11 protein-coding genes are annotated in these 13,736 nt (G+C 49.3%); 1 reads left to right on the top strand and 10 read right to left on the bottom strand.

Annotated features, from left to right (window positions below; all coding sequences use genetic code 11):
* The first annotated feature begins 8 nt into the window (after positions 1-8).
* Positions 9-653, top strand: a complete 645-nt coding sequence (gene cheZ, locus FND52_RS02230; protein WP_125292178.1) for a protein phosphatase CheZ — start codon at positions 9-11, stop codon at positions 651-653.
* A gap of 33 nt (positions 654-686) precedes the next feature.
* Here cheZ and FND52_RS02235 read toward each other — a convergent pair whose 3' ends face one another.
* From FND52_RS02235 to FND52_RS02280, 10 genes are all read right to left on the bottom strand, one after another.
* Positions 687-1,481, bottom strand: a complete 795-nt coding sequence (locus FND52_RS02235) for a hypothetical protein (protein ID WP_144129184.1) — start codon at positions 1,479-1,481, stop codon at positions 687-689.
* Positions 1,453-2,961 (bottom strand): dGTP triphosphohydrolase, encoded by a 1,509-nt coding sequence (gene dgt, locus FND52_RS02240; RefSeq protein WP_144129185.1) that lies wholly within the window; start codon positions 2,959-2,961, stop codon positions 1,453-1,455. Before dgt ends, FND52_RS02235 begins: the two co-directional genes overlap by 29 nt.
* Before the next feature lie 169 nt (positions 2,962-3,130).
* Entirely contained in the window at positions 3,131-4,144 is a 1,014-nt protein-coding gene (locus tag FND52_RS02245; RefSeq protein ID WP_144129186.1) for a fimbrial protein, read from the bottom strand.
* A 149-nt stretch (positions 4,145-4,293) separates the two neighbouring features.
* A complete protein-coding gene (locus tag FND52_RS02250) occupies positions 4,294-6,810 on the bottom strand; it encodes a fimbria/pilus outer membrane usher protein (protein ID WP_144129187.1) in 2,517 nt (838 codons plus the stop codon).
* An 8-nt stretch (positions 6,811-6,818) separates the two neighbouring features.
* On the bottom strand, positions 6,819-7,508 hold the full coding sequence (locus tag FND52_RS02255; RefSeq protein WP_144129188.1) for a fimbrial biogenesis chaperone: 690 nt from the start codon (positions 7,506-7,508) through the stop codon (positions 6,819-6,821).
* A 125-nt stretch (positions 7,509-7,633) separates the two neighbouring features.
* Positions 7,634-8,215 carry a fimbrial protein gene (locus tag FND52_RS02260; protein ID WP_312816318.1) on the bottom strand — a complete coding sequence of 194 codons (582 nt, stop codon included), beginning with the start codon at positions 8,213-8,215 and terminating at the stop codon, positions 7,634-7,636.
* 561 nt (positions 8,216-8,776) lie between these two features.
* Entirely contained in the window at positions 8,777-9,742 is a 966-nt protein-coding gene (locus FND52_RS02265) for an ABC transporter permease (protein ID WP_144129189.1), read from the bottom strand.
* A complete protein-coding gene (locus FND52_RS02270; RefSeq protein WP_125292172.1) occupies positions 9,739-10,719 on the bottom strand; it encodes an ABC transporter permease in 981 nt (326 codons plus the stop codon). Before FND52_RS02270 ends, FND52_RS02265 begins: the two co-directional genes overlap by 4 nt.
* A complete protein-coding gene (locus FND52_RS02275; RefSeq protein WP_125292171.1) occupies positions 10,712-12,193 on the bottom strand; it encodes a sugar ABC transporter ATP-binding protein in 1,482 nt (493 codons plus the stop codon). The genes FND52_RS02270 and FND52_RS02275 overlap by 8 nt, the downstream gene beginning before the upstream one ends.
* Before the next feature lie 106 nt (positions 12,194-12,299).
* Entirely contained in the window at positions 12,300-13,232 is a 933-nt protein-coding gene (locus FND52_RS02280) for an autoinducer 2 ABC transporter substrate-binding protein (RefSeq protein WP_376739496.1), read from the bottom strand.
* Positions 13,233-13,736 lie beyond the last annotated feature (504 nt).

Consider the following 13,736-nt stretch of genomic DNA (forward strand, 5'->3'; position numbering starts at 1 on the left):
AGCTCGTGATGATGCAACCTGCAATAAAACCCAGCGAAGAACATTCCGCCGCCGATATTATCGCCCGTATCGGCAGCCTGACGCGTATGCTGCGCGACAGCCTGCGTGAGCTGGGGTTAGATCAGGCGATAGCCGAAGCGGCAGAAGCGATTCCGGACGCCCGCGATCGTCTTGACTATGTCGTGCAAATGACCGCCCAGGCGGCAGAGCGCGCGTTAAACAGCGTTGAGGCTTCCCAGCCGCATCAGGAAGAGCTGGAAAAAGGCGCGAAAGCGTTGAGCAAACGCTGGGACGACTGGTTCGAAAATCCTATCGAACTGAGCGACGCCCGTGAACTGGTGACCGACACCCGTCAGTATCTTTCTGGTGTTCCGGGCCACACCAGCTACACCAACGCCCAACTTCTGGAAATCATGATGGCGCAGGATTTCCAGGATCTTACCGGCCAGGTGATCAAGCGCATGATGGACGTGATTCAGGAAATTGAACGGCAGCTGCTGATGGTGCTGCTGGAAAATATGCCGGAACCGGGCACGCGCGCCAAACGCGAGAATGACAGCCTGCTCAACGGGCCGCAGGTGGACACCACCAAAGCGGGCGTGGTGGCAAGCCAGGATCAGGTTGATGATTTGCTGGATAGTTTAGGTTTTTGACTTACGAAGCCACTCTGTAAACCAGAGTGGCTTTTAGCTGGAGGTGAAATGCAGCGTTAACTGGCGTGGAGGCTGTTCTGAACACAACACCAAATCCGCGTCTGGCTGATTATGGCACAACGCCATCCGTAAATTTGCCAGTTTTAAGCCGTTAATGATGCTGGTTTGATAATGCGAAAGCTCATAACGCATGAGGATTTCACCACTGTATGTGCGCAACATTTCTCTCAGAAATTGGCAAAGTTTTGGTCCAAGTTTATCCACCTCTTTTCCATAGATCGTTCGCAGAATTTTAACCAGCGAACCAATTTCGTTTGGCGTCCGGTTCAGCACGAGTTCGAGCCGCTTCTCAACTAAATCAGTGAGATAGTTTTCAGGGCTAATGACTTTACGCCGCTGTAAATCGTAGAGGACGGCATCCCATGTCATCAACGTCGTCTCCAGTAAACTATGTACATCTTCGAGCGGAATAATCTGTTGCTTAAAAGCCCAGGTATCAGCAAGACACCAGATATCAAAATCAATCTCTTGATATCGAAAACGAATGCCACCGAATTTGTTGACTGTGAAATACTCTATTGGGAGCTTTTTGATACGGTTGGTTAAATCGCCCCGATCGCTTTCTATCACCACATCAATATCCGAACAGAAGCCTTTGCGCCCGAACAGCCCAATGTCACGGATCATCCCGCCAAAAATCCAGACGCGTGTATCCTCAGCCAATGCCAACATCATATCTCTGGCGGCTTTGCGGTCGTCGCGGGAAGAAAAAAAATCTTCGAGCCGACGTTTTAGCAGGTCATTTCTGTTGGCGACTTTCATATTCATAGAGCGATTTAAGTTCATCATGCAGAGTTATTAAATAGCCATCTGTCATGCCCGAAATGGCATCTGAAAGTAATTGGGCTTCCTTATACAGTACAGGTAACTCGTCATCTTCATCTTCAAATATACGCCGATAATTTTCAGAAATTTGACTATAAACATACCGGCCAAAAGGAGAATTAGAGCGATACTCATCTCGTTTTTCCTGGCATGTCTGCTGTTCTTTCTCGCGCTCTCGCTGTGTTTTATGTCCATGGATGCCAATCCACAGCATATCCATTAAACCCTGAATGTAATTAGCGCCTTTTAATTCAAGCTCCAGTACCGATTTATGACGGTAACCGCGTGTTTTATCGAAATTCTTTAAGGCGTTACCCAACGTCCTGGCTCGGCTTTTACTCAGTAAATCCTTAATATCACATTCTCCTGTAAGCATGTTTTGAGAATGGTGACAGAAAGCCTCGACAACGCAGTTGATCATTGCAGCTGAGCATTTCACGCGGAACATCTGCATACTCATGTCATTAAGCTCAGCAGGGGAAAGCGCCTGACGCAACGCTTCATACTCACTATTTTTTTCTTCAGTCTCTTTAATAACCTGATTGATGACTTCATCATTACCCTCTTCCCAACAGCGTAAATGGTTAATAAGATCCTGATAGGAAGCGAGGGTTTTCTTTACGGTATCCTCTGCGTCAAGTATGGAATAGGCAATGTCGTCACAGGCTTCCATAATATAAGTGAATGGATGGCGAACCCCTTCTCTGAGTCCTGTTTCATTCCATACATCCTGAATGATTTTATATTCTGAATAAAAATAACCGTGCTTTTTCCATTTGTTTTTTGGCGATGAATAAGAATTTCTGGGGTATTTAATTAACGCGGCAAGTGTCGCATACGTCAGGTTTAACCCAAAGCGGTCATTTAATATTTGTAATTTTGTCACCAGACGTATTGTTTGAGAGTTTCCGTCGAATTCATAAAAGTCATTATAGATCGGTTGCGCAGGTGCCTCCGCGCTTTGTGCGATTAACGGTTCAAGATGGAGCCTAAACCAGTCTCTCATTGCCGCTTCACCCTGATGCCCAAAGGGCGGATTTCCTAAATCATGCGCCAGGCCGATAGCGGCTAACAGGGCGGGAACATCGCGTTTTGCCACCAGTTCATCAAGCGCGCCAAATATTTCTTGTTTATGATCAAAGGCTAACCTCATTCCTATTCCGCGAGCGAAATTGGCGACTTCATGTGAGTGCGTCAAGCGAGTCCGCACGCTGTCATTGCGATCGAGAGGATAGACCTGTGTCTTATCAGCGAGGCGGCGAGTAGGCGTAGCAAATAATATTCTGTCAAAATCGCGTTCAATTTCCTGGCGCCACTCCGTTTTATTATATGTTTTATTTATGATTTCTTGTGATTCATTACCTGTGGCGATTTTATTTTTATTTTTACGGCGACTGCTATTCAGCAATTTTTCCCATTCCATTTGCTTTAGCTCCTGCTTATTAAACGTAAGTAACGTAACAGACTTGATAGTCTTAATAAGACTGTTGTTAGTTTATTTTTTAGCTTTTGAAAGCAGTTCACAAATTATGTGAAACACATTTATAGAGCATTGCAATTCATTTTCATTCCGCCAGAGTGGGGAAAGTGAATTATTTGATATCCATTTTTACGGTGACATTGCCTTCGAACGCGCCAGCGGTGGGAGGCGTATCGGTCGTGCTTACCGGAGCGGCGGTCATTTTGATATGGCCATTGCCGTCCTGATCCAGGCTTAACGGGAAGCTGACGGATCCATCCAATACTATGCTGTTGTTATTTTCGTCATACATTCTTATGCCGAGATCGTCACGACCAATCATTTTGGCGATGAGCTGATTGCTGTCGGCGACCACGCCCTGATCGGAACTCAAGGTAAGCTGAATTTTATCAGTGGTCGTGCGCGCTTCGGGATCGTCGCAGTGGTAGGTGATATCGACATCCCGCAACCGATAGCCCCGAGGAATCTGGCCCTTGCTAATGAACTGGGGTCGATTAACTTCGCCCAGGTCGACATCGATAATACTGCCTGCATTAATGGTGCAACTGAGTGGGGCGGTGATGGATCCCCTGAGCCAGACATCGGATACGTGTTGCGTTTCGCCTACCAGGCAAGCGCTGCTGTAATAAAGGCAGGCGTAATACTGGGCCACAATAGTGGGTGGGATTACCTCAATGCCGAAAATCGGTTTGGTGACTTTAATAATAATTCCTACGGTATTCCACCTGAATTGTCTTTTTACTGTCGCTGCTCCGACAGGCCGTGTCGCATCGTTACAGACGTCTGCGTTGGCTTCTGTCTTCGTCAGATCATAGCGGGCTATCAGCATGTCTGCAGGCGTGGGATAAGTTGGTATGGATATTTGAGTGTTAGCGGAACCATTAATATTGTCACCGTAGCCTGAAACATGTAAATCAAGATGGCTGGTCAGGATACCGTAACCAGAACTGCCTGCGCTGAGCGGGCTACCGACTGCGGTGAGTTCGGTGATAGAAGTGCCTGCTGCAATGCCCGAGCATTTACAGCTGACTTCCTGATCGACCGCGCCATCGGCAAGGTTTTTAGATAAAGTCAGCGCGTTATCAATAACATTTTCATCCGGGGTTAATACACGATCAACGCTCATGTCATATCTGACTGGGGCCCTCCATTGGCAAGCGGCTAATGTTTTTGCATGCCCGGCGAGGGGATACCAAAGCAATGATAAAATAATCGCCAGGTTTAATAGCCCATTTTGCAGCGCTGACCTTTGGTTAGAGAGAGAGGATAAATGTGTTACTTGCATAGTGCGCTCGCAATAAGGATCCGTTTTGTTTCACTAACAGGCAGAGTCACAACGGCATGGCATTGCTGACCAGGCGCGTTGCCCCATTTAATCGTTAAGGCTGTTTGCTGTTCCATACCAGACAGATAAAGCACACCGGCATCGTCGACGATGCCGCCAGGCGATGTCGAGTCGACTGTCGCCAGCGCGCCAAAGGGTACTGCGCGACCATCAGGACGCTTCAGGGATATCAGCGCGCGATAGCCAATGCGCGCGTCAAAATGCGCTAAAACCGCTGCATTGCGATTGGGAACCACAGTCACAGCGGTATCGCCGCTGTCGATATCGTCAGGCAGAGTTGTGGTATCCAGGCGAATGACGTTTTCCTGATAGGGCGTCAAAGAAGGAATGATAGCGTTGCCGAGCCAGTCAGTCTGGATACCATGTTGGTTGATAAATTTGATACCGGATGCGCCATTTGCGCTGACTATGGCAAATTGATTACCCAGCGGTTGAGCAAGGGTGAGCCCCCCGGAGTGAGCAACAATGCCGCCGTTCAATCCATAATTTAACTGTTGCGTATCATTTGATGATGAAGAGTAACCCAGGTTCATATTGCCGTAGCGTGAACGATAACCGCTATAAAGGCTGCTGGTCGCTTCACCGCCGTGGTTGGTTTGACTCTGTTGCAAGGTATAGCTCAGGCGCTGGTCTTCAAGGAGCGTTCCGGAAAGGCTAACGCGTTGACTAACGTCTCCGCCTTTAACGCTATTGATTGCGTAACTTGCCCAACTATCAGGCATCCACTGGCTAAGAGGTATACTGAACCCGAGCGACAGGGACTGGTCGCTGGCATCGTCAGAAGTTTTGCTATAGGTATAGGCCAGATTGACGTTTATGCCGTAAACGTTGCTGTTAATGCCTGCGGAGAGGCTTTTCTCCGTCTTCGAAGTTCCCCAGAAGTTTTGTTGGTACCCGTTAAGATAAATACTGCTATCCACTACTGACTGGCTGATGCTTACCTGGATACGGTTGCGCTTGTTGTAATGAAATGACCAGTCGTTCTCGTCGCCATCATATTTTTCATTGGCGTCAGCGAAGCTGTAATAGCCACTGGTTGAATAACGATAGCTAGCCAGAGTGAAGTTGGTATTGGTTGAGTCGATTTGCCCGGAATAAAGCAACCGGTACGATTGCCCCGCTTTTTGTTCATCGTTATTAAGCGTGGTACGAGCATGAGTCACATCCGCTGATAAAGAACCTAACTCCCCTAAGGTGACGCCTACACCCAGATTGGCCGCTGTATATTTACCGGAGCCAGTCCCACCGCCAAACAGCGTCAAATTGTTATTCAGGCCGTAAATAGCGCTGCCCTGCAAAAAAAGCGGCTCGCTGGCGTGATAATTGTTATCTGCCCGATAACGTCCGGCAGTGGCTTCGAATTTCAGATGCCCTGGCCGTTGCATGATGGCCACTCCCGAGTAGGGCTGGGTAAAGTGATGTTCTGAACCATCGGCTTCTTTAACAGTGATATCCAGGTCGCCGTTAGTTGTCGTTGAATAAAGATCGCTAATTTCAAACGGCCCAGGCGCGACCGTAGTCTGATAGATAAGATAACCATTTTGTCGTACCGATACTTCGGCGTTAGAGTTAGCAGTACCGCGAATAATGGGCGCATAACCGCGCTGACTGTTAGGCAGCATCTCTTCATCAGACGCGATATTGACGCCACGGTACTGAAGACTATCGAAAACTTCGCCGCGCGTGCTGTTTTCACCGCCAACAAACTGCGCCTTAAGGGCTTTAATATCATGCTGAATCCAGGAATTAATGGTGTTCCATGATTGCTCACTATCGGCGTTGCTCCAGGTGGAGTAACTTCTTAACCGCCATCCACCCACGTTAATCCCGTTACGCAGATTCAGATATTGACTGGAGGAATGTTGATGAGAATCATCGCGTTCGTTGCCGGAAAAAGAGTAATCCGTAAACGCGGCGAGCGTGCCGTTATCCCATCGCGACGGATCAACATAATCAGGGCTATATCGGGTGATAGCCGCTTGAGGCATGCTGATGGAAAGCGACATCTTATTGAAATCAAATATCGCAGACGAAAAGGGAATGTAATGGCTTAAAGGAGCATCAAGCTTTTTGTCAGGCGGTAGTTGAGCCAGTTCAGGATAATCCTCTATTTTTACTCCCCATTTTTTAAGCAGTAAGGGCGTCAGTACAGGCTGTAAAACGCCCTGCGGGCCGCTGATGTATTCAATCGATTCATCCGGCATTTTTTGTTTATTCAAAACAATCTTCGAAAGATAAGTCCCGGGGAGTTGCGCATCTCGTTTAGAAAACAGCGACAAGTCGATATCCTGGCGTGCAAGTTCATCCCCTTCAAGCGATGAAGGATTAAAATAGTATTCCCTTGCGTAAAGGCAGGGGGGAAGAACCAACAGCGTTCCGCCCAGGCAATATAAAAAGGCGTTAAAACGCCAGTTTTGCGGGCGACATTGGAATATTGGCTTGACCATTCCTGGTATTACTCTCGGGAAGCAGCGGCTGTAAATTTCTTCGAAGCGTTGCCATAGTCGGTAATACAACGCCAGGTTGCATTTAAACTTGTTACAGGGCCGGAGACAGGAAAGGCGGCGGTTGATTTAGGCGCAACCATATCGGCATTCCTGATGGTTGTGGAGCCTATGGATAATGAATCAAAGACGCTGAAAAAATTACCGGCATTGACAACCTGCAACCGGTCGCCAGTTAATTTAAACGTTAAATGTTCACAGGTTTCATTTGGTGTACCTGACAAATCCTGCGGGCGCCAAAAAAGCTTCAGGCGGGTTTTATAAATCAACCTCAGCACATTTTTTTGCTGTTCCTCTTTGTCTGTGGCCGGGATTGTGCGCACGTTCATGTAAAACAGCGATTCACGATCTTCCGGAAGAGGAGCGCCCGTCCAGGTAATACGTAAGCTTTGCTCTTTTTGCGGATCGAGCCGAAACAGCGGCGGAGTCACAATAAAAGGTCCGCGCGTTTTTCCATCGCCGGTATCGGTCCAGGCCTGAATTAGCCAGGGGAGCTCCTGATCATCGTTTTTCAGAGTCAGCGCGACTTCTTTGTTCGCGGCATTATAAACAACTCGCGTCCTGCCTATCTGGACACCCGCTGCCTGACACAACGTTAAGTTAAAGCAGAAGAGAATAAAAAAAGAGATTATTCCGCGCATCAATATTACTCACTATAATTATTAGCAACAATAAACCAGCAACAGCTGGTTTATTGTTGTCGGTTTCGATATAACGCAACATTATCGAACAGTTATTTTTCAAATGAATAATTAAACTTTATTGATTAGCGATAAAGAATATTGACGGTTAAATCCGCGTCCGCCGGGCCGGCTGTTACTGGCGTCGCAATGGCTTTATAGCGGGCATCGAAATCCGCGCTGACATCGGTACCTGCCGCGAGAGGGAGCGTAATACTGGCCTGATCTTCACTGCCATCAAATTTTATCAGGGTAGAACTGTCACCTGAAGGACTGACCGCTATACCCACATTGGTTGCCGCAGTAGTACCGTCACTAGTAATTTTACTGACTACGAGTAGGGTGGGATCGTTAGTGACTGTCGTACCGTTGAAGGTTAACTGGACAGCGGGCAGGCCGGTTGTCGCGACAGGGCATTTGGTCAGGGTAATAGTAAAGGGCATTAAAGTTGATTCAATATCTTTAGCGGTAAATAAGGATGTAGGATAGGTACCCAGGGGAACCTTATTGTCTTTACCATCATTACCGGCGATTTCACAGGTAGGCTCAATAATGGAACCCGTAAAATGTATTTTTCCGGCATTCATCTCATCCGCCTGCGCAAAGCTGACGAAACAAGCAAACACAACGGCAAAAAGAGCTTTACCTGTCAACTTCGTCATCTCCATAACAAATATCTCCATGTGTAAAAATGGGAACGGAATATAATCTAAAAAGACTATATAAGTTATTTTTGCAATAAATTAAACGATCGCATAACGCCACAAGCGACGAGCAGACTACACCATAATTTTAAACTTGCAACATATAAACTTGACCTTAATCATAGATTTGACTGTGTAAACATTAGTTATATTTTTTATATTTGTACGGCTTATTAATCAGAGGATTAATATCACATTTTTTCAGGGGCAAGCTTGAACTATGTTTCAATGAAAAGCTATAGCTATGCCCTTTATCAAGTATCCATAACTCTATTTTCGGAATTAATAAATTTATTGATTAGCTTAATGCGTTATATGAATGGTTAATATTGGGCCAGGTAATTAATTAGAATTGATAACAATGCCAATTAATACCGGTTAATAGTTGGATAGGATGTATATAATTATTCTATCTATCTGAAAAAGGAGTGATTAAAAATCTTATTATTTAGCGCACTTTTTTGTCCTGGCGCATCATGAGGAGATCAGGCCGCCGCTAAACAACGGCCTGATTGCTTACACCGTTCACACCCGCCCAAACACCCTTGACACATTTATCCCCTTCAAAAAGATAAATGCCAGCAGCAGCCCGCCCCACAGGGCCATGGTGATGTAACTGCTCACTCCAAGGATATTCAGGCCGCTCTCCAGCATTTGCAGCAGGATCAGCGCCATTACCATGCCAAACACCTTGCCGAATCCGCCGTCCGGGTTAATGCCGCCCAGCACCGCTGCAAGAATTGACACCAGCAGGTAAGACTCTCCGTATGACGCTTTCGCCGAGTTGAGTTTTGACATCATCAGCAGCCCGGCGATCACGCAAAGTACTGATGACAGGATATACACCCAGATCAGCGTCTTGCGGGTGTTAATCCCCGAATAGTGGCTGGCCTGCTCGTTCGAGCCAATCAGGTAGATGGTGCGTCCGAATGCGGATTTCTCAAGAATAATCCACATCACAATCACCACGGCAATAAACACCAGTAGTGGCGTGGGGATGCCGAGTACGCTGGAGCTATTGATCGACAGAATATACTCGGGGAAATTAGTGATCGACGATCCGCGGGAAATCACGATGTTGATACCGTTCAATAACGTCATAATCCCCAGCGTCGCCAGGATCGGCGATACCCGCACCACGGCAATCAGCATGCCGTTGATAAAGCCGATTATCAGCGCAGTGGCAAAGCCGGAGAGTAAAACCAGCACCACGGCAAAGGCACCCGGCGGGTAGTGGGTCGCTACCCATGCCATGATCAGCGCGCAGGCGTTCATGGTGGCGATAATCGACAGGTTAATCCCGCCGGTCAGCATGGTGACCGCCATCGCCAGTGCCAGCACGCCGAGGATCGGCATCTGCGAGGCGATGGACTGGAAGTTGGCGGCCGACCAGAACACATTGGAGATCAGGAAGCTGAACGCCACAACGGTTACGCCAATCAGCACGCTCAGATAAATTTCGACGTTATCTTTAATTTTACGATTGCTCATAGCGCGACTCCCTGGGTTTTACGCTGGCCCCACGCGGTGGTGCTGATACTGATTACAATCACCAGACCGGTGACAACCGTGTGCCAGTAAGACGAAATACCGAGCAAATTGAGGCCGTTCTGCAACACCGCCAGCAGGATCACCCCGAGCAGCGTGCCGAGCAGCGTGCCGCGCCCGCCGATGATGCTGGTGCCGCCCAGCACCACGGCGGCCAGCACCGTCAGCTCGTAGCCCAGCAGCGAATCGGGCGCGACGGTCAGTACCGTGGCGGATTGCACCACGCCCGCGACGCCGGACATCAGCCCCATATAGCCGTACACGAACAGCTGCAGTTTAAAGATGCCGAATCCCATACGTGACGCCGCTTCCCGGTTGCCGCCCATGGCGTAAATCATGCGCCCAATACTGGTTTTATTCATGATGATGCCGGTAAGCGCTACCACCACGATCAGCGTCAGGATTTGCAGGCTCAGGCCGTAGTCATAACCATCGGCGGCGGTAAATTTAAACAGCATCACGCCCTGTTCAAACCACTCAGGGTAGCTGTACAGCCAGACCCCTTTGGTGAGATACAGCAGCAGGCCATAGAAAATATTCAGGGTGGAAATGGTAATGATGATCGACGGGACGCTCAGCCGGTTCACCAGAATGGCGTTCACCACCCCCAGCAGTAGCCCAATGCCGCCGCTGAGTGCGAAGGCGAGGGCGAAGTTGCCGGTGGTGTTCTGGATCAGCGTCACCATCACGTACTGCGAGATGATGGTCATGGCGGGGAAGGAGATATCGATCCCGCCTGAAATCAACACGATAAACAAACCGCATGCCAGAATCGTCAGCATCGCGTAGTTGTTGATCAAATCGTAAATGTTACCCAGTGTCATAAAATCGGGGCTGGCAAACGTCAGATAGCCGCCGATGATGAGGATGGTGATCCCCAAAAAGAGTTCATGCTTTTTTATGCCGAATTTATTAACCATTGACGACCTCTGCTAACTCGGCTTCCGTGGTTTTTGAAGGCCAAAACTCCGCCGTCATTTCCCCTTTGCGCATCACCAGGATGCGATGACTGTTAAAAAACGCCTCGTCGATCTCATCGGTAACCATCAGCACCGCAATGCCGTGCTGCGCTAACGCATTAATAATCTGATAAATCCCCGCTTTGTTGGCGATATCCACGCCGACGGTGGGTGAATCGAGAATTAACACTTTTGGTTTGATCGCCAGCCATTTCGCAATAGCGACGCGCTGGGCGTTGCCGCCGGAAAGGGTATTTACCGGAAGGTGAACGCTGCCGATTTTTATGGTCAGTTGTTTGACCAAATCCTCTACCACCGCATCGGATTTGCGACGGTCAAGCAGCCGCCACGCGGTTTTCAGCCGCGACAGTACGGTAGAGATAATGTTGTCATTGATCGATTGCGCCATCACCAGCCCGGTGCCCATGCGGTCTTCAGATACGTAACCAATCCCCGCGTTGATGGCGTCGCGGTTGCTTTTGAAGTTTACCGGCTGGCCGTCAATCAGGATTTCACCGCGATCCGGGCGCGTCAGGCCGAACAGACTCATGCACAGCTCGGTACGTCCTGCGCCCAACAGCCCGGTAATGGCCAGGATTTCGCCTTTGTGCACCCGCAGCGACACGTCGTAATACTCGTCCTCGCGGCTGAGATGTTTGACTTCCAGCGCCACGTCGCCGAGCTGCTCCCGGGGCGTCAGGCACTGATAAGAGAACGCCAGCCCGGTCATCAAAAACGCGAGCTTTTTATTATCGACTTCCGCCGCCGGATACGTACCGATCAGCTTGCCGTCTTTCAGCACCGTGATGCGATCGGAAATCGCCATCACCTCGACCAGACGGTGGCTGACGAATACCACGCAGATCTGGCGTTGTTTCAGATCGTTAACCACCTTAAGCAGGCCTTTAACCTCCTGCATGGTCAGCGATGCGGTGGGCTCATCCATAATGATCAGTCTGGCGTCCTGCGCCAGCGCCCGACAAATGGCGACAATCTGGCGTTGCGCGATGGGCAGGGATTCGACGGTGGCATCGAGATCGAGGGTTGCGCCGATGCTGTGTAGCGTCCTTTCGGCAATCTCGCGGATTTCGCGCTGATTCACCCAGGACTTTTTATGGTACTGGTGAATGGCGATGTTTTCGGCCACCGTCAGATTAGGGAACAGCGACAGATCCTGATAAATCACCTGGATGCCCGCTTTGACCGAATCGACCGGGGAGAGACGGGAAACCGGCGCGCCGTCAATCTCGATCTGCGCGCCGGGATCGGGCTGATACACGCCGGAAATGATTTTAATCAGGGTCGATTTGCCGCAGCCGTTTTGTCCGGCCAGGCAATGCACTTCTCCGGGCAACAAGGTCAGCGCGACGTTATCCAACGCCTTGACGCCGTAAAAGGTTTTGCTGATGTTGGCCAGCGAAATAAAAGGCTTCATGACCACCTCATAGAGACAATTATCGCCGGGCGTGGGGGCGACCGGCGAACAAGTAAACAATTGGCTCCGGCGCGTGAGTTATCCGCGCGCCGGAGCAACGCCCTGATTAATAAAGGCTATCGATATTGTCTTTGGTAACGCGCAGTACGTTGTGGAATTTAATGATGCGCTTATCGGTATCTACGTCGGCTTTGCCCAGTTTCGGGATGTCCAGGCCTTGTTTGATCTCTTCGCCCTTGATGACCTTATCCGCGACCGCCGTCAGCGCATAGCCTGCGGTGGCCGGATCATAGGTCACGCCCATGGTGATATCGCCGCTTTTGATAAGCGAAGCCGCCTGAGACGGGATCATCATGCCGAACACAAACACTTTGCCGCGCGCGCGTTTCTCTTTCACCGCACGACCGGCACCGATTGGGCCCTGGGAACCGAAGGAGATCACGCCTTTCAGGTCAGAGTGGGCTTTCATCAGGTCGAGCGTGGTGCGACGCGCGTCGTCGATGTTTTCCGCCACCGGCATACGGGTGGTGACTTCATGCATCTCCGGGTAATGCTCTTTCTGGTATTTCACGAACAGGTCCGCCCACAGGTTATGCTGAGGCACGGTCAGGCCACCAACGTAAATCACATAACCGCCTTTACCACCCATGGCTTTCGCCATCTCTTCGACGTTATCGGCCGCGAATTTTTCGTTATCGATGATTTCTACGTCCCAGTTAGCAGACGGCTGCCCCGGGGACTCGTTGGTCAGCACCACGATGCCCTGATCGCGCGCTTTCTTGAATACCGGCTCCAGCACGTTCGCGTCATTCGGGACGATAGTGATGGCGGAAACTTTTTTGGCAATCAGGTCTTCAATAATTTTCACCTGCTGCGGGGCGTCGGTACTGGAAGGGCCGACCTGATAGGCGTTGATGCCTAAATCTTTCCCGGCGTTGGTGACGCCTTCGCCCATGCGGTTAAACCAGGGCATCCCGGCAATTTTGGAAATATTGACGACTTCCACCTCTTTCGCCATAGCGGAAGTGGCGCAAACCATTAAGCCGAGCACGCTGGCGGATAATAATTGTTTTAAATTCATCTTACTCATCGAACACCTCTGACTGGTGACATAAGTTATAGGGTTAATGGTGCAAACGCGTTGTGTTACAGGGGTGAGTCGCTGTTATGTGATTGCAAAGCCGAAGTGAGCCCTTCACAAAATCAAGGCGTGTAGTGGAAATTAACTGCCGGATGAGAATTTCCCTGTTGCTCATGCATTCCCTTAAGACACTTCTTAGGCGACATCAACGACTGTAGGAGTTGCAGGATGAAAAGGTTATGTGTTTTCCGGTCGTTGTTATGGATGAATCTGTTGCAAAATTGTTTTGAGAAGGTGATCACATTTAGAGGGGTAAATTGTGCAACAGGTTGCCATTAATGTGCTTTCGATCGGCTGTAAAGCTGTTAAATCTGGGAGTTGTGGAATCGCTTTCATAAACATTAACCAGGGAAAAGTTAAATAAACGTGACGCGTGTACAATTTTTCTGCGAAAACGATATG

The organism is Atlantibacter subterraneus (assembly GCF_007570865.1).
Lineage (GTDB): Bacteria > Pseudomonadota > Gammaproteobacteria > Enterobacterales > Enterobacteriaceae > Atlantibacter > Atlantibacter subterraneus.